Origin of the sequence: Actinopolyspora lacussalsi subsp. righensis (genome assembly GCF_900116555.1) — a bacterium.
Lineage (GTDB): Bacteria > Actinomycetota > Actinomycetes > Mycobacteriales > Pseudonocardiaceae > Actinopolyspora > Actinopolyspora lacussalsi.
In genome coordinates, this window is the sequence record NZ_FPAT01000013.1 from 17,863 (window position 1) to 33,107 (window position 15,245).

The window sequence follows — 15,245 nt, forward strand, 5'->3', positions numbered from 1 at the left end:
GCACGGTGATGTGCCCCAGCTCCGTCAATTTCCCACGAAATCGCCGGGTGGTGGGACGGAACGGTGGCGAACTCCCACCACTCCCGCAGGCCGCACTCCGACCACCCTCGCACTCGGCACCGCTGCGGGTTCTCCGGTGCGGCTCTCGCGAGGACGGCCCCGACGTTGTGTAGGTCGCTACCCGATGTCGGGGCACCCGCAGCGAGAGCCGCACGAGAGGTTCCGCCAAGACACCAGCTACGCGAATCGGCCCCCTCCTGCTCCTGTCAGGAGCGGTGGTGCTCGGTGATCCCGGCTCCGGGCCGCCAGGTGCGGATCAGCAGCCGATCCTCGGCCACGCTGGTCCGCGTGATCTCGTGCAACTCCCAGCGGAACATGTGGAAAGTGCCGGGCTCGTGCTGGATCTCGCCGGCGTAAGCGCGCAGCTCCTCGCCCTCGGGAACCTCGACGGCACGCCCGGATACCTTCACGTCCCCCTCGGTCATCTCGCCGGGGTGAGCGTGCAGCGCGGCACGCGGGTCACGCCGCAGGTCGAGTGCCTTCAGCGCACGTGGCATCGACCCCATGGTCAGGTTCCCGGAGTGGAACTGGACCTCGGTGCCGCTGACCCGGGGTGATCCGTCGCCGCGGAGTGTCGCCAGGACGTGGTGCAGGTGCGCCTCGAAGCACTGCCGGACGGCCGCCGCGAACTCTGGTACTTCGGTTTCGAACTGTTTCCAATCGGTCACGCGGCCAACATCGCACGAACCCCCGACAACACGGTGTCGCCGCCGGATTCGGCGGTTCGGCGGCACCCCGGCTCGTGGCGCGAGGTTCCCGACGTCGGAGCCGCCTCACTCCTCCTTGCGCCTGCGGCCACCGCGCTGTGCCGCGGCCCCGGCCCCGGCGACGGCCTGGGCAGCCGCGCTGGTGTGCTGCCCCTCGGCGGAGGTGTGCTGCCCGGAACCGTGCGCCCCCGAGTCGGCACCGTCACCGGCCTCGGCCGCCGTGGCCGACTGGCCGGAAGCTCCCTCGGACCGCTGGCCACGGGACTGCGAAGCCCCGTTCGACGTGGCCGAGGCGGACTTCTGCTGGGCGGCCCGCTGCGCATCGGATTGGCGGGAGCCACCGGAGCCGCTCTCGGGCTGCTCGGCCTGTCCGGTCGCGTTCTGCTGCTCGGAGCCCTGGTCTCCGCTCGCCGCGGCGGCCTGTGCCTGCTCGGTGGCCGGCTCGGCTTCCGGTGGCTGGGTGGCCGATGGGCCTTCCGGAAAGTCGAACTCGTGCGACTCGAAGTCGTGCACGTCGATCTCCGGCAGCTCGAGCTCGCTGTGGAGCTCCCCGAAGATCGGAGTTCCAGGGTCGGATGTCGCCTTGCTCACCGCTTCGCCCTCCCAATCACTCTCGAAGCGAGCCGGGATACTGCCGGTCTCTCGGCGTACGACCGAGATCCCGACGTGGTGTACCCGAGCGTCGGCACCACGAATCCCCGGCGGCGATTCGTGGCACGCGGCCGGCCCGAGGGCCGCCCGCGCCGATAAAACACAGGGGTGAACGGTCCTCGCAGGCGAAGCCGAGCAATCTCACCTCTTCAGGTGAGGTGTGTGCCGACTTCACCCGACCGCAACCCACCAGCATTCCAGAGAAACAAAGCGGAAACGGGCGACAATTCCGAACCGTGGCAAAGGCCACGCACGGCTTGCGAGCTTGCTCACAGGGTCACCCCGTCACTCCACGGCACGGGCGCCCCCGCCGTGGAGTGACGCAGGATACGTAACAGGGAATCGCCCGGATGCCGGGACGGTCCCGGTGCTGATCAGTACCGGGGTTCCTGCCAGGTGAGGTTGGTCGGACGTTGGCCGGTGGTGAGGAACTCGCGGGCGGCCTGGTGTGCGTCGGCGACGGGGACGGCCGAGTCCAGCGGGGCGTGGGTCCAGGTACCGCCGTAGTCGAATCCGGCGTCGTCGGGAGTGGGCAAGGTGCCCTTGCTGGCGACGGCGCGGGCTGGTTTTTCGAGGTAGCTCACCGAGCTGTACCCGTCCTGGCCGAGACCGATGTGCAGGGCGCATCGTTTGTCGGGGGGGGGGACGAGTTCGACGTAGGTGGGCACGTCTTCGGCTACGGCATCGACGGTGACTCGTTCCAGCAGGGCATCGAGTTCGTCAACGGTGGAGACCTCGGCCAAAGGTTCGTCCGGGTGGTACATCGCTGTGAAGGTGCTCACGGGTCCATCCCTTCTGCTGTGCCGGTATAGACCTGGTAACCGGTGGGCCAGTACACCGTCAACCGAGTGCCGGCGGGCAACTGCCCAGGCAGAGTGGCGTCGCAGCCGAACTCGCCGGGGCAGGGTCGGTTGTTGACGTAGAGGGTGGCTTCGGTGCTCCCGGTATCACGGTAGAGAGCGCGCAGGACGGCTGCGGCGTGTCCTTCGGCATGGTCGTTGCCGCTGGCCAGGGTTTGCCAATCGCCATTGAGTCCGGCCCACCCGCACCAGCTCCCTGCCGTCCGCTTTCCACCTGTTCGATGGTTTCACCTGTGGTGGTGGTCAGAATGCCGGTAGTTGGACTGCGTCGGGTGGGACGTTCCGGCAAGGAATCGGCGTGTCGGCGGTAATACGGGGCCGGTATCGGACGGGCTTCGATCGTGGGTACGGCGCTGGGTGGCGGGTTCCTGGTCTCGGGGGAAGGGGATGCCCGCTGGGTCGGCCAGATAAGCGACGAGGTGTTCGGCGGCACGGGTGAGGCACTCAGCGGCGGCTTCGGCTTCCCGGCCGGCCTCGGCCAGCCCGGTATAGGCGTGGGTGAGGCTGTGGTCCTGACTGGTACGACTCAGTGTGGCGACCCGTTCGGCCACCTCGGCCAGCACTCGGCGGGCGCGGTGCAGGTGCTCTGCCGGTAGAGCCGCATGGGCAGCGGCCATGCGGGCGGCGAGATCTTGCAACAACGACATGCCGGATCACAACCGGTCGGCGTAGTCGCGGAGATCTCCGGCCGCCCGGGCGCTCAACCGGAGACAGGCGCGGGCGTGCTCGCCAGCCTGGTTGATCCGGGCGAGGATGGTGTGGGCGTCGGTGTTGCCGCTGCCGCGCAGAGCATCGACCAGGTCAGCGGCGATGATGTCGAGCTGTTCGACGGTGACGGCCATCTGATCGGGGTAGGCGTCGTCAGCGGCTCCGGCCAGCCGGACACGAAGTCCCTCCAGGGCACTCACGGTCACTCCTTGTCGCAACAGTGATCACTTACTGTGCGAAAAGGATGGCGTTCACCCCCGACAAATTCTTCGACAACCTTCGATCCGCCCTACGCCCACGACAACGGAGAAGGAGTCCCGAGCTCGCGATCAACCGGCATCGCGACCAGGGGCCCGACTGGCGTCACGGTGCATCCGCGACGACCCGATCGCCAGGGATCTCGTGCCTCGCTCGTACCGACGCGCGTCAACACCCGTCCCGGGCAGGGCTCGGGACGGGCACGCGGACCTCTTCCGGCGCGGTGACGGCACGCCGACACGTCACCTGCGGCGTCAGGGAATGTGCCGCCCGGATACCGCCCTGGCCACCACCAACTGCTGGATCTGCTCGGTGCCCTCGAAGATGTCGTAGTTGTACGGCACCGGCGCTGTGAGCCGCACTCGAAACTTCTGGAATGGCTGTGCGCAGCGTTTTTCTGTTTGCTCGCGTTGGCTGGCGACGGCCGTTGCCGACCCCTCCGCGAAGCGGACACGAAGCAGTGCCCCGAAGTCTCGTTGTCTGATCGTGTGCTCGGTAGTGTGGTTGGTGCCTCTTCGCCGAGGTTGCCCCCGCGGGACGCCGTGGGGGCGGTGAAGAGGAGTGGCGAAGAGGTGCATCGTGGAGACGTTTGGGCAAGCGTTGCGCCGGTTGCGTGCGTTGGCGGGGTTGTCGCAGCCGCAGCTGGCCAGACAGGCACATATCAGCCAGTCCTCGCTGTCGCGGTACGAATCCGACCGTCAGACGGTTGACGTGTCGATGGCGCGCCGGTTGGACGAGCTGCTCGGTTCGGACGAGGAATTGACCACGTTGGCGGCTCCGGCCAGCGGATTGCTCACGCCGGACGATCAGCAGCGGCTCGCTCGGGGGCTGGAGCAGCCCTACCGGATCGACGCGGCGACCGTAACCGCTCTCGCGGACATGTTGGCTGCCCAGCGCGGGTTGGACGACACGCTCGGACCGGAACCGTTGATCCCGGCTGTCATGGCACAGGTGGATACGGTGCTCGGATTGATGCGCCAGGCAAGCGGTAGACACCAGCATTCCCTGGCCGAGGTGGGGGCGGAGTACGTGCAGTTCGCCGGATGGTTGCACGCTGAGACGCGTCGGGACCGCGACGCCGTGCGGCTGCTCAGCGAGGCCGAACAGGTTGCCGACGAGATCGGAAACGGCATCCTGGCTGCCCAGGCGGCGAACTTCAAGGGATATCTGGCCCGGCAACAGGGGAATTCGCGGGGAGTCGTGCGGTGGTTCCTGGCCGAGCACCACACCCCCGGTGCCCACATCGCCCAGCGGGTCGGAGCCGCTGCCCAGGCGGCGCAGGGCTATGCCGAACTCGGACAACCCGACAACGCTCTTCGCCTGCTGGACACGGCCGGAGAGCTGATCGACGCAGCTGCCCGTGAAGAACCTCCTCGCACGGCCTACTGGCTCACCCCGACTTTTCACCGACTCAACATCGGCCTGGCTCATCTGGCCTTGGCGGACCACACCACCGCATCCGATCACCTCAGCGCCGGTTTGAACGGGCTTCCCCCTGATCAGCGCACCGGGGAATGGACGGTGGAATACCGGGAAGCTCTCGACCGGGCCGAGCAACACCGATAACACCTCTTGCGCTATGCACATACGGAAACGCATAGCGCAACCCCTGCACTTCGCATCGCCAACCGACCGATGCTGCGGGCATGACCACGAGATCAACAAAGCCCGTGTTGGTGCGGTGTAACACTGTCGAGCACGACGGCACCGAATCACTACAGCTGTCGGTCGAGGGTGGTCGGCTGACGATCATCACTCCCACTGTCTACAACCGCACTCGGTGGAGTGCCGAGCAGGCGCGCACCCTGCGGGACACGGTGACCAGGTTGCTGTGCCAATTGCCGGGCGGGGGTGGTGCCCGGTGAGTCGGCCGCATACGCAGCTGGCCGTATTGCTGCGCCGCTGTCAGTGGATGGTGGACGAGGCCGCCTACAAGCTCGGCGGTAAGCGGCTTCCGGCCACCGATCGGCAGGATCTGGCCGAGGCGCTGGACGAACTCTCGGCCGCGCTGCGCGAGTACCGCGACGCTCCCACCGACACGGACGTGGACGCAGGGGAGCCGCCCACGATCGTGGACCCGGAGTCGTGACCGTGCGAAGGGGCCGGCCCTACCTCGGCCGACACGGGTTCCGTCCCTGCCGGCTGCCGGGACACGTGCCCGCACTGTCCGGTGACCTCGCGGTACCGGGGCCGCAGCCGACGCCCCTGGCGAACGGTGACCGGCACGCCACCGACAGCGGGCCGGTCCTGCCCGGCTGGTCCCGCGACCCGACCACCCTCGCCCGCGTGCTGGACGGGCTGCGACGACTCCAGCCCGCCGAGTAGGCCACAGCCACGGTGGAACGGCCCGCCGAGAGGAAAAACCACCACCCCCTATCAAGCGGGCCGCACTCATGTCGCCGGGGTGGTGGGCACGCGATGGCCCCGGCGTTCGTGCGTCTCGCACCGCACTAGGGAATGTGCCGCCCCGAGACCGCCCTGGCCACCACCAGCTGCTGGATCTGCTCGGTGCCCTCGAAGATGTCGTAGATCTTGGCGTCGCGGTGCATCCGCTCCACCGGGTACTCGCGGGTGTAGCCGCTGCCGCCGAGGATCTGGATGGCCCGCTCGGTGGCCCAGGTCGCGACCCGACCGGCCTTGAGCTTGGACATCGATCCCTCACCGGAGGTGAAGGGGATCTCGTTGCGGCCCATCCAGGCGGCACGCCAGACCAGCATTCGGGCCGCGTCGATCTCGGTACGCATGTCGGCGAGGGTGAACGCGATCCCCTGGTTGTCGATGATCGGGCGCCCGAAGGTCTCCCGCTGGGTCGCGTACTCCAGGGCGTGCTCGTAGGCGGCCCGGGCGATGCCGATGGCCTGCGATCCGACGGTGGGGCGCGAGAGCTCGAAGGTACGCATCGCCTGCGAGCTGGACTTGCCGCCCTCCCTGGCCCGCGCCAGCCGCTCGTCGAGCTTCTCCTTGCCACCCAGCAGGCAGCGACCCGGCACCCGCACGTCGTCCAGGAACACGTCGGCGGTGTGCGAGGCGCGCAGCCCGTGCTTGCGGATCTTGCTCGGCGCGGACAGGCCGGGCGTACCGGGCGGGACCACGAAGGCCGCCTGACCGCGCGGCCCGAGTTCGGGGTCCACCACGGCCTGCACCACGTGCACGTTGGCGATCCCGCCGTTGGTCGCCCACGCCTTCTGCCCGTTGAGCACCCACTCGTCGGTGGCCTCGTCGTAGACGGCGCGGGTGCGCATCGCGGCGACGTCCGAACCCGCCTCGGGTTCGGAGGAGCAGAACGCGGCCACCTGGGGCTCGTCCACATCGCCGTAGCACTGCGGAACCCACTCGGCGAGCTGGTCCGGCGTGCCGGAGGAGAAGATTCCCGCCACCGCGAGCGTCGTACCGAAGATCGCCATCCCGATACCGCCGTCGCCCCAGAACAGTTCCTCGTTGGCTATCGGCAGCGAGAGGCCGGTCTCGTCCGCCCAGAACGTCGCCAGCGTCTCGAAGCCGTAGAGGCCGACCTTGGCGGCCTCGGAGATGATCGGCCAGGGAGTTTCCTCCCGCTCGTCCCACTCCGCCGCGGCGGGGCGGATCTCCTTCTGGGCGAAGCCGTGTAACCAGTCGCGCAGTTCCTGGTGCTCTTCGGTGAGTTCCAGCGAGAAGCTCATGAGTTTTCCTCGGATGTCGTTGCTGGTGGTTCGTGGACGAGTCGGAAGGTGGACCCGGTTCCGACACGGCGGAGCCCGGGTTTCCTCCGGCGGACGCGTGTGGCGGCGGGACGGCCACGAGCGGATCTTCGGGACATTCGGGGCGTCGGAAATATCGGGGTCGCCGAGGGCGTCGGGCTCGGACTCGCTCGTCAGGCCTTCGGGATCTGGAAGAGCTTGGTCAGACCGGCGGCGAAACCGACGTCACCGGCCACCTTGAGCTTGCCCGTCATGAACAGCATGGGCGCCGAGGCGTTGCTCGAGGCGAGCTTGAGCAGCTCCACCGGGCCGAGCATCACGGTGGCCCTGGGCTCGTGCTCCGGGATTTTGCTCACGGTGCAGGTACCGCCGGACAGCACGCACTCGTAGCGCAGCACTCCGGTCTCGTCGGCATCCGAATCGGGCGAGCCCTGTGAGGTGGAACCGTCGAGGTTGATGCGCCAACGCACCACGGCCTCGGTGCTCTTGGCCTTGTCGGAGCGGTAGTGCTCGCCCATGCGGCGGAACAGTTCGTCGAGGATCCGCTCGGCCAGTTCCGGGCGGTCCATGACGTCCCGCAGCTGTTCGTCGGAGGCGCGGGAGATCAGCCTCGCGAACTGCTGCGGCTCCAGCGAGCTGAGATCGACTTCGGTGTCGGCCGCGGCCAGCTCGGAGGCGGCCGCCAGCAGGCTGACGAACTCCTCCCTGCTGACCTGCTTCGGATCGGTGGCCGCCAGCGCGGCGATGGGGTCGGATTCCGACATGTTGCCCTCCATTACCTACTCACGAGTAAGACTACTCCCGGGTAGATAGACCGGCAATACAACCCCCTGATCGATACTGTTCTACCGTGCCAAGAGTGCAGGACGCGAGACACGACCGGACGGACCAGTCCGGCACCCCCGCAAAGCCCCGCTCCAGACGCCTGCCCCGGCAGGTGCGCGAGCGCCAGATCCTCGACGCCGCCGTGACGGTGTTCGCCAAGTACGGCTACCACGAGGCGGCGATGGACGAGATCTCCGACGTGGCCGGGATCTCGAAACCCATGATCTACGCCTACCTGGGTGCCAAGGACGAACTCTTCGTGGCCTGCATCAGGCGGGAGGCGAACCGACTGATCGAATCGATCAGTCAGGCGGTGGACGCGGATCTGAAACCGGACGAACAGCTCTGGCGCGGATTGCACGCGTTCTTCGAGTACGTCAACGAGAACCGCGCCAGCTGGACCGTCCTGCACCGTCAGGCGAGTGTGCAGGGGCAGCCCTTCACCTCCGAGCTCTCCGAATGGCGCGACCGCGCGCTGAACCTGGTGGCGGAACTGCTGGCCCGCGCGGGAGGCAGCAGCGAACAACCGGTGCAACTCGAACAGATGCAGCCGTTCGCCGCCGCCCTGGTGGGAGCGGGTGAATCGATGCTCGACTGGTGGATAGACCACCCGGAGTACACCGCCGACGCGCTCTCGATGCGCCTGATGAACCTGGTGTGGATGGGTTTCGGCGACATGGTCCAGGGACGCCGCTGGAAACCCTCCTGACAGCGTCGCGGACGCGCGGCGCACCGACACAGCAAGCACGCGACGACTCGAGCATCGCGAGATCGACAACCGACACGAACCCACGGAGGCAATCTTGCGCTTGACCCACTACGGGCACGCCTGCGTCCTCGTCGAGACCTCGGCGGCGAGGCTGTTGATCGACCCGGGCACGTTCTCCCACGACTTCGAGGCGCTGCGTGACCTGGACGCGGTGCTGCTCACCCATCAGCATCCCGATCATCTGGATCTGGAACGGTTGCCGGACGTGCTGCGCAACAACCCGAACGCGCGGCTGGTGGCCGACACCGAGTCCGCGGCCAAGCTCTCCGAGAAGGGAATCGAGGCCGAGACGGCCCGCCCCGGTGACGCGTTCGAGCTCGCCGGGGTGGCGATCAACGTCGTCGGCGGCCAGCACGCGGTGATCCACCCGGACATCCCGCGCATCGCCAACATCGGCTACCTGGTGGAGCACGGCGCCTTCTACCACCCCGGCGACTCCTTCCACGTCCCGGCGCAGCGGGTCGACGTGCTCGGGCTGCCCACCGGCGCGCCCTGGCTGAAGCTCTCGGAGGCGGTGGACTTCCTGCGGGCGATGAACCCCCGCGTGGCGGTGCCGATCCACGAGGCGGTGCTGTCCATGCCGCAGATGCACTACGGCATGTTCGAACGGCTCGGGCCGGAGGGAACCACCGTGACGGTGCTCAACCGGGGTGAACCGACCGGCGTTTGAACGCACCGCACCCCGGTCCCGCTGATCAACTGGTCAGCGGGTCCGGGTTCGGAGTGCCGCGCCCGGTCGGGGCCGAATGCGGCGGTGCGGGCGGCGGTGCGACCAACTCGGGGTAGGTCGCCGGAACGGCGTCGTGCAGCAGAGCCAGGTCGATGGCGTCGTGAACCGCCGCGCGACGGGTGGGATGCCCCAGGTCCTCGGCGGAGATCGCGAGCCTGGCCAGTCCCGGCCAGTCCCGGACCTCCCGTTCGGTCGTCGAACGCAACCCCCTGCAGCGAGCCGACTCGCTACGGAAGCCCGCCAGGGTCCTTACCCTGCTGCGGCGTACCCGCCCGGTGCGCAGGTCCCGCAGCACCTCCGGCTCGACGCACGCACCGAAGCCCGCCGCACGCAGCGCCGCCAGGGTGCCCGTCGATGCCCGGCCACCCAGCGGGGCGAACGTCTCGGAGCCGAGCCCGGCCGCGTCGAGAACCGCGTTCACCGCGGTCAGCCGCAGCCCGGCCTCGTGTCGGGGGCGACGACGGTCGTCGTGGAGTCCGCGAATCCGGTTCGAACGGGGTGGTTCGAGACCGTGCAGCACCAGGGCGTCGCCCGACGCGACGCGCTCCCGCACCCAGTCGGTCACGGCCGAGTCGGTCAGCAGCGAGGCGGGGACCAACACCGACAACCCGACACGCAGCCGGTCCAGCCGCGCGGCGAAGCGGGCACAGCGTGCGAGATCCGGCTCGCCGCCGATGCCGTACAACGAGACCACGAGTCGCGCACTCACGGTGCTTCATGGCGCCAGACCGGGCTGTCGTGCCGGTGACCGGCGGATGAAGCCGACATGACCTCCCGGAAAAACCCGCCCAGCGGGATTCACCACACCCGGACGGTGTCCGGTGCTGTCGCTGCCGTTCGGAGCGGTCCGGCCGCACCGGCGCGGCGTCGATTTCTCGCGAAATCGCCGCGCCGCTGGGGCGGATCCCGGTGTGGGGCGGATCCTCGTGCTGCGGCCGTAGATTTCTCGCGAAATCGCCGCGCCGCTTCGACGCGGTGCCGAACCCCCACCACCCTCGCAGGCCGCACTCCGACCACCCTCACGATCGGCACCGCCGCGGGTTCTCACGGGGCGTCTCGCGAGGACAGCCTCGACGTTGTGGTAACTACCCGATGTCGGGTCTCCCGGAGCGAGAGCCGTGCGAGAGGTTCCGCCAACCGCACCGCCACGCAGCCCGAGCTGCCGGGACCTTACGAAGGCCAGTCGGTGAGATCGCGTCCGGTGATCCGCTCGTACGCCTCAACGTAGCGCGCCCTGGTCGCCGCGACCACCTCGTCGGGCAGCGGGGGCGGCGGCACGTCGGAGGCGCGGTCCCAACCGGATTCCGGCGAGGTCAGCCAATCCCGCACGTACTGCTTGTCGAAGGAGGGCTGTGACCTGCCCGGCGCGTACTCGTCGGCGGGCCAGTACCGCGAGGAGTCCGGGGTCAGCACCTCGTCGCCGAGCACCAGCGTGCCGTCGGCGGCGAGGCCGAACTCGAACTTGGTGTCGGCCAGGATCACCCCGCGCGTCCGTGCGTGCTCGGCCGCGCGCTCGTAGATCCGCAGCGTGGTGTCCCGCAGCTGCTCGGCACGCTCGCGGCCGACCTTGTCCACCACCGCGTCCAGGCTCACGTTCTCGTCGTGCTCGCCCAGCTCAGCCTTGGTGGCCGGTGTGAAGATCGGTTCCGGCAGTCGCGAGGCCTCGGTGAGGCCGTCGGGCAGCGGCACCCCGCAGACCCTGCCGGTCTCGCGGTACTCGACGAGTCCGGAACCGCTCAGGTAGCCGCGCGCGACGCACTCGACGGGCAGCATCTCCAGCTTGCGCACCAGCAGCGCCCTGCCGCGCACCTCGTCCGGGATGCGCGGGTCGTCGGCGGCGACGAGGTGGGAGTCGATCAGATCGCCGAGCAGTTCGAACCAGAACACGCTCATGGCGGTCAGTACCCGACCCTTGTCCGGGATCGGCGTCTCCAACACGTGATCGTAGGCGGAAACACGGTCGGAGGCGACCATCAGCAGATGCTCGTCGTCGACCTCGTAGAGCTCACGGACCTTGCCCGCTGCCACCGGACGGTATTCGGAAAGCGCGACCACGGTTCGGAATTCTGCCTCACCCGAACGATCGGTGGGCCGACGGGCCACGGTTGCGGCAGAGTACGGGTGGAACCGAGTCACCGCGTCTCCCGCGACGACCGCACACCGGTGTCGCGGAAAGTGCCGACCAGGAGGCCGAGCTTGGAATCGACGACGCCCGGAAACGGCGGGGAGTTCCCCGGGGGATTCACCGAGTGGATGCGCGAGCGCAGCGAGCCGGACTTCGGCGCGGTGGTCGCACACCCCTTCACCGAGGCCCTGTTCGAGGGGAAGGTCCCCCGGGAGCGGATGCGCGGCTACCTGGTGCAGGATTATCAGTTCGTCGACCTGCTCCTCGCGCTGCTGGGAGCCGGACTCGCCAGGGCCGACCGCCACACCTCGCGACTGCGCATCGCGGGCAGCGTGGCCGTGATCACCGGCATCGAGAACGACTACTTCCGGCGCTCGTTCGACGAGCTGGAGGTTCCCCGGCACGAGCGCGAGGCGCCCGAGCTGGACGAGGTCACGGTGGCGTTCCGGGACCTGCTGGGGGACACGACGGAGCGAGGCAGCTACGCCGACGTCCTGACGGTGCTGACCGTGGCCGAGTGGTCCTACTTGGAGTGGGCCTCACCAGGGCCGGAGCGGCTGCCGGAGGACTTCGTGCAGGCCGAGTGGATCACACTGCACAACGGCGCCGAGTTCGCCGACTGGGTGAACTGGCTGCGCTCCGAACTGGACCGGGTGGCCGAAGAGCTGGACGAGCGCGAGCGGGCGCGCTGCCTGCGGCTGTTCCAGCTCGCCACCCGGTACGAACGGGACTTCTTCGACGCGCACTGGCGGTAGGCACCGCCGAGCGCTGCCTCAGCAGTGGTGCGCGGCGATTTCGCGAGAAATCGACGCGCCCGAGCCACGCCACCGGCGTGTCAATTTCGTGGGAAATCCACACCCGGCAGTCCTCGCGAGGACGGACAACTCTCAGAGGATCGGTGCGGGCGCGTAGGCCGCGGCCTCCGGGTGGCGGCCGGTGATCTCGCCGATCTCCTCGGTCACCTCACGCACCTGGTCCGCTGCCGCGCCGGTGAACTCCAGTGGGTCGGAGAGCAGCTGGCCGAGCCGCTCACGGTCCAGCGGCAGCCGCTCGTCGGCCGCCAGCCGGTCGAGCAGGTCGTTGCGTTCCAGCCCCCGCTCCCGCATGTCCAGCGCGACGGCGACGGCGTTCTCCTTGATGGCCTCGTGGGCGGTCTCCCTGCCCACCCCCTCGCGAACCGCGGCCATGAGCACCTTGGTGGTGGCCAGGAACGGCAGGTAGCGGTCCAGCTCACGTGCGATCACGGCCGGGAAGGCGCCGAACTCGTCGAGCACGGTCAGCAGCGTCTCCAGCAGTCCGTCGAACGCGAAGAACGCGTCCGGTAGCGCCACGCGCCGCACCACCGAGCAGGAAACGTCCCCCTCGTTCCACTGGTCCCCGGCCAGCTCGCCCGACATCGAGACGTAACCCCGCAGCACCACGGCGAGCCCGTTGACGCGCTCGCAGGAGCGGGTGTTCATCTTGTGCGGCATCGCGCTGGAACCGACCTGCCCCGGCTTGAAGCCCTCCGTGACCAGCTCCTGGCCCGCCATCAGCCGGATCGTCTTGGCCAGGCTGGAGGGCGCGGCCGCCAACTGGGACAGGGTGGTCAGCACCTCGAAGTCCAGCGAGCGCGGATAGACCTGACCGACGCTGCCCAGCACCTTGCCGAAGCCGAGATGCCCGGCGACCCTGCGTTCCAGCTGGGCGAGCTTCTCCTGGTCCCCGTCGAGCAGGTCCAGCGCGTCCTGGGACGTGCCGACGGGGCCCTTGATGCCGCGCAGCGGGTACCGCGCCAGCAGGTCCTCCAGCCGCCGGAAGGCCACGATCATCTCGTCGGCCGCCGTGGCGAACCGCTTGCCGAGGGTGGTGGCCTGGGCCGCCACGTTGTGCGAACGCCCCGCCATGACCAGCTCACCGTTCTCGGTGGCGAGCTGCCCGAGCCGGGCGAGTACTGCCACGGTGCGGTCACGCACGTGTTCCAGGCTGCGGCGGATCTGGAGCTGCTCGACGTTCTCGGTCAGATCGCGCGAGGTCATGCCCTTGTGGATCTGCTCGTGCCCGGCGAGCGCGTTGAACTCCTCGATGCGGGCCTTGACGTCGTGCCGGGTGACGCGCTCCCGCTCCGCGATGGAGTCGAGATCCACCTGTTCCAGCACCCGTTCGTAGTCCTCGACCACGCCGTCCGGCACCTCGACGCCGAGTTCGGCCTGCGCACGCAGCACGGCCAGCCAGAGCTTGCGCTCCAGCACGATCTTGTGCTCCGGCGACCAGAGCCGGACCAGTTCGGGCGAGGCGTAGCGGGAGGCGAGCGGGTCGGGAATGCTGGGCTTGTCCGTCACGAGTGGTGAGGATACTTCCACCAACGGATGAACGCGCCGGGCGGCCCCGACGGTCGGGCGCCGATTTCTCGCGAAATCGCCGCGACGGGGCGAACAGGTGACCGCGGTTGCGGAGACCGCCCGGAGCACGTCGTGCTCAGCCTTCGAGTCGGAACTTCGGGTCGGTGGCGAGCCGGGCCAATTGCCACCGGGGCATCACGGGCCCCTCGCGCAACCGCTTCTCATCCGAAGCGTTCTCGGGGATACCCGCAGCGACGAAAATCACCGAGCCGTCCGCACGCTCCCGGGTAAGTTGTCTCACCGACGGATTCGGTGAGAGCTTCCGGCTCTTCGAAACATCCCCACCATCGGACCCCACTCCGTCGTCGTGCTTCCCGGTCCGGAGCTGGAAGCTGTCCCCCTCACCGAGATTCACCCCGCCGGGAACGCCGTCGGGGAACACGTCGAGCTCGACCTCGGCGGAGCCCTGGGAGTTGGTGAACGCGACGGTGATCGACAGGTGGGCGGGGAGTTCCTCGTTCTTGTCGACGAAGTCCGCCTCGCTAGCCCGGACGTCACGCGCTCCTGGCGCGAGCTCGACGACCTTGTCCACGGCGTGTCGCGCGAGCTGTTCGACGCGCTGCTCGTCGGGCCGGGAAGTTCCGGTGTCCGCCGCCGAGCCGCTCGAGGACGCGGCCGGGACGACCGGCTGCCCGGCCTCGGCGCCCGTCCAAACGGGAACCACCGCCACAGCGCCGATCACGGCCATGGTCGCCGCACCGCTGCCAAGCGTTGCCCTGCGCCGTTTGCGGAGTCGAACGGCGTCGTCCGCCACATGATCCGGATCGAACCGCAACGGCGGTTCCCCGTCGACGGCCGAGCTCATGCGCTCCCGTAACAGTCCTTCGTCCATCACACTGTCCCTTCCACCGCGATCCCGAACCGCTCGGGATCGCGATCAACGATTTCGGTCCGGAGGCTGCGCAGTCCCCTTGCCGCCTGGCTCTTGACGGTTCCCTCCGAGCAGCGCATGACAGTGGCCACCTCGGCTATGGGCAGGTCCTCCCAGTAACGCAGCACGAGCACGGCCCGCTGCCTGGGTGGCAGGTCGGAAAGCGCGTCGAGCAGCATGTTCCTGGTGAATCCGCGTTGCCCGAGCAAGGCCGGATCACTCTCGGAGTGCGCGCGTTCGGGAACGGCGCCGAAACGGTGTTCGGCCCGTCGCCAAGGTCGACGTCGTTCGTCGAGCCAGACCCGCAGCAGCGTCTTGCGCGCGTAGCGCACGGCGGTGTCCGAACCGACCCGCCGCCACCTTCGGTAGAGCTTGATAAACGTGTTCTGCACCAGGTCCTCGGCCAGGTGCCAGTCACCGCACAGCAGATAAGCCGAGCGTCGTAACTGCGTCGCATGGGTACGTGCGAAGGCCCGGAACGACTCTTCGCTCTGCCGCATTGGCTACACCCCTCTTCCGTGCCACGCCCCTGATACGCGCGGAACGGGGACGGGGTTGCACGCGGGGCGGACCGGGCGCCGATTTCTCGCGAAATCGCCGCGCGGGGGTCGTGGCGGCGAGGA

At 68.7% G+C, this 15,245-nt stretch carries 20 protein-coding genes; 7 read left to right on the forward strand and 13 right to left on the reverse strand.

Annotated features, from left to right (window positions below):
- Positions 1 to 266 precede the first annotated feature (266 nt).
- The 6 genes from BM394_RS19280 to BM394_RS19305 all read right to left on the reverse strand — a co-directional run bounded on the left by BM394_RS19280 (position 267) and on the right by BM394_RS19305 (position 3,186).
- Positions 267 to 728, reverse strand: coding sequence for a pyridoxamine 5'-phosphate oxidase family protein (locus BM394_RS19280; protein WP_092980550.1), 462 nt, complete (start codon positions 726 to 728; stop codon positions 267 to 269).
- Positions 729 to 833: 105 nt separating this feature from the next.
- The gene (locus tag BM394_RS22910; RefSeq protein WP_175530178.1) at positions 834 to 1,358 is read right to left on the reverse strand and encodes a hypothetical protein; all 525 of its coding nucleotides are present in this window, start codon (positions 1,356 to 1,358) and stop codon (positions 834 to 836) included.
- 434 nt (positions 1,359 to 1,792) lie between these two features.
- Positions 1,793 to 2,200, reverse strand: coding sequence for an Imm1 family immunity protein (locus BM394_RS19290; protein ID WP_092980552.1), 408 nt, complete (start codon positions 2,198 to 2,200; stop codon positions 1,793 to 1,795).
- Complete coding sequence (locus tag BM394_RS23965; protein ID WP_092980554.1) at positions 2,197 to 2,430, reverse strand: DddA-like double-stranded DNA deaminase toxin; 234 nt, start codon at positions 2,428 to 2,430, stop codon at positions 2,197 to 2,199. Before BM394_RS23965 ends, BM394_RS19290 begins: the two co-directional genes overlap by 4 nt.
- A 75-nt stretch (positions 2,431 to 2,505) precedes the next feature.
- Positions 2,506 to 2,925: a hypothetical protein gene (locus BM394_RS22550; RefSeq protein WP_139235269.1), complete on the reverse strand. Its 420-nt coding sequence runs from the start codon at positions 2,923 to 2,925 to the stop codon at positions 2,506 to 2,508.
- Positions 2,926 to 2,931: 6 nt separating this feature from the next.
- On the reverse strand, positions 2,932 to 3,186 hold the full coding sequence (locus BM394_RS19305) for a hypothetical protein (protein ID WP_092980557.1): 255 nt from the start codon (positions 3,184 to 3,186) through the stop codon (positions 2,932 to 2,934).
- 619 nt (positions 3,187 to 3,805) lie between these two features.
- Here BM394_RS19305 and BM394_RS19310 point away from each other — a divergent pair.
- The 4 genes from BM394_RS19310 (at position 3,806) to BM394_RS19320 (ending at position 5,569) form a co-directional block, all read left to right on the forward strand.
- A complete protein-coding gene (locus BM394_RS19310; protein ID WP_483860536.1) occupies positions 3,806 to 4,810 on the forward strand; it encodes a helix-turn-helix domain-containing protein in 1,005 nt (334 codons plus the stop codon).
- Between the two features lie 80 nt (positions 4,811 to 4,890).
- Entirely contained in the window at positions 4,891 to 5,109 is a 219-nt protein-coding gene (locus BM394_RS19315) for a hypothetical protein (RefSeq protein WP_245780312.1), read from the forward strand.
- Positions 5,106 to 5,333, forward strand: a complete 228-nt coding sequence (locus BM394_RS22555; protein WP_139235270.1) for a hypothetical protein — start codon at positions 5,106 to 5,108, stop codon at positions 5,331 to 5,333. The genes BM394_RS19315 and BM394_RS22555 overlap by 4 nt, the downstream gene beginning before the upstream one ends.
- Positions 5,330 to 5,569: a hypothetical protein gene (locus BM394_RS19320; RefSeq protein WP_092980562.1), complete on the forward strand. Its 240-nt coding sequence runs from the start codon at positions 5,330 to 5,332 to the stop codon at positions 5,567 to 5,569. Before BM394_RS22555 ends, BM394_RS19320 begins: the two co-directional genes overlap by 4 nt.
- Positions 5,570 to 5,694: 125 nt before the next feature.
- On the opposite strand, the gene BM394_RS19325 is transcribed toward BM394_RS19320, so the two are convergent.
- Both BM394_RS19325 and BM394_RS19330 read right to left on the reverse strand, forming a co-directional pair.
- Positions 5,695 to 6,903 (reverse strand): acyl-CoA dehydrogenase family protein, encoded by a 1,209-nt coding sequence (locus BM394_RS19325; protein ID WP_092980565.1) that lies wholly within the window; start codon positions 6,901 to 6,903, stop codon positions 5,695 to 5,697.
- A 191-nt stretch (positions 6,904 to 7,094) separates the two neighbouring features.
- Positions 7,095 to 7,685, reverse strand: coding sequence for an SCP2 sterol-binding domain-containing protein (locus BM394_RS19330; protein WP_092980798.1), 591 nt, complete (start codon positions 7,683 to 7,685; stop codon positions 7,095 to 7,097).
- A gap of 95 nt (positions 7,686 to 7,780) precedes the next feature.
- Between BM394_RS19330 and BM394_RS19335 the strand changes: the two genes are divergently transcribed.
- Together BM394_RS19335 and BM394_RS19340 are read left to right on the forward strand one after the other, a co-directional pair.
- A complete protein-coding gene (locus BM394_RS19335) occupies positions 7,781 to 8,455 on the forward strand; it encodes a TetR/AcrR family transcriptional regulator (protein WP_165400729.1) in 675 nt (224 codons plus the stop codon).
- Between the two features lie 94 nt (positions 8,456 to 8,549).
- Positions 8,550 to 9,185, forward strand: coding sequence for an MBL fold metallo-hydrolase (locus tag BM394_RS19340; protein ID WP_092980567.1), 636 nt, complete (start codon positions 8,550 to 8,552; stop codon positions 9,183 to 9,185).
- Between the two features lie 25 nt (positions 9,186 to 9,210).
- On the opposite strand, the gene BM394_RS19345 is transcribed toward BM394_RS19340, so the two are convergent.
- Positions 9,211 to 9,954 carry a polysaccharide deacetylase family protein gene (locus BM394_RS19345; RefSeq protein ID WP_092980572.1) on the reverse strand — a complete coding sequence of 248 codons (744 nt, stop codon included), beginning with the start codon at positions 9,952 to 9,954 and terminating at the stop codon, positions 9,211 to 9,213.
- Between the two features lie 461 nt (positions 9,955 to 10,415).
- On the reverse strand, positions 10,416 to 11,300 hold the full coding sequence (locus BM394_RS19350) for a phosphoribosylaminoimidazolesuccinocarboxamide synthase (protein WP_092980577.1): 885 nt from the start codon (positions 11,298 to 11,300) through the stop codon (positions 10,416 to 10,418).
- A 141-nt stretch (positions 11,301 to 11,441) separates the two neighbouring features.
- On the opposite strand from BM394_RS19350, the gene BM394_RS19355 reads away from it, so the two are divergent.
- Positions 11,442 to 12,125 carry a TenA family protein gene (locus tag BM394_RS19355; RefSeq protein ID WP_217643599.1) on the forward strand — a complete coding sequence of 228 codons (684 nt, stop codon included), beginning with the start codon at positions 11,442 to 11,444 and terminating at the stop codon, positions 12,123 to 12,125.
- A gap of 132 nt (positions 12,126 to 12,257) precedes the next feature.
- Here the strand turns inward: BM394_RS19355 and purB are convergent, their stop codons facing one another.
- From purB to BM394_RS19370, 3 genes are all read right to left on the reverse strand, one after another.
- Entirely contained in the window at positions 12,258 to 13,691 is a 1,434-nt protein-coding gene (purB, locus tag BM394_RS19360; RefSeq protein ID WP_092980579.1) for an adenylosuccinate lyase, read from the reverse strand.
- Between the two features lie 136 nt (positions 13,692 to 13,827).
- Entirely contained in the window at positions 13,828 to 14,583 is a 756-nt protein-coding gene (locus BM394_RS19365) for a hypothetical protein (RefSeq protein WP_092980580.1), read from the reverse strand.
- Positions 14,583 to 15,122: an RNA polymerase sigma factor gene (locus BM394_RS19370; protein WP_092980582.1), complete on the reverse strand. Its 540-nt coding sequence runs from the start codon at positions 15,120 to 15,122 to the stop codon at positions 14,583 to 14,585. Before BM394_RS19370 ends, BM394_RS19365 begins: the two co-directional genes overlap by 1 nt.
- Positions 15,123 to 15,245 lie beyond the last annotated feature (123 nt).

Excerpts from the sequence above, each read along its gene's own strand:
- BM394_RS22550 (WP_139235269.1), bottom strand. The coding sequence starts at position 2,925 with ATGTCGTTGTTGCAAGATCTCGCCGCCCGCATGGCCGCTGCCCATGCG.
- BM394_RS19315 (WP_245780312.1), top strand. The coding sequence starts at position 4,891 with ATGACCACGAGATCAACAAAGCCCGTGTTGGTGCGGTGTAACACTGTC.
- BM394_RS19325 (WP_092980565.1), bottom strand. The coding sequence starts at position 6,903 with ATGAGCTTCTCGCTGGAACTCACCGAAGAGCACCAGGAACTGCGCGAC.
- BM394_RS19330 (WP_092980798.1), bottom strand. The coding sequence starts at position 7,685 with ATGTCGGAATCCGACCCCATCGCCGCGCTGGCGGCCACCGATCCGAAG.
- BM394_RS19365 (WP_092980580.1), bottom strand. The coding sequence starts at position 14,583 with ATGGACGAAGGACTGTTACGGGAGCGCATGAGCTCGGCCGTCGACGGG.
- BM394_RS19370 (WP_092980582.1), bottom strand. The coding sequence starts at position 15,122 with ATGCGGCAGAGCGAAGAGTCGTTCCGGGCCTTCGCACGTACCCATGCG.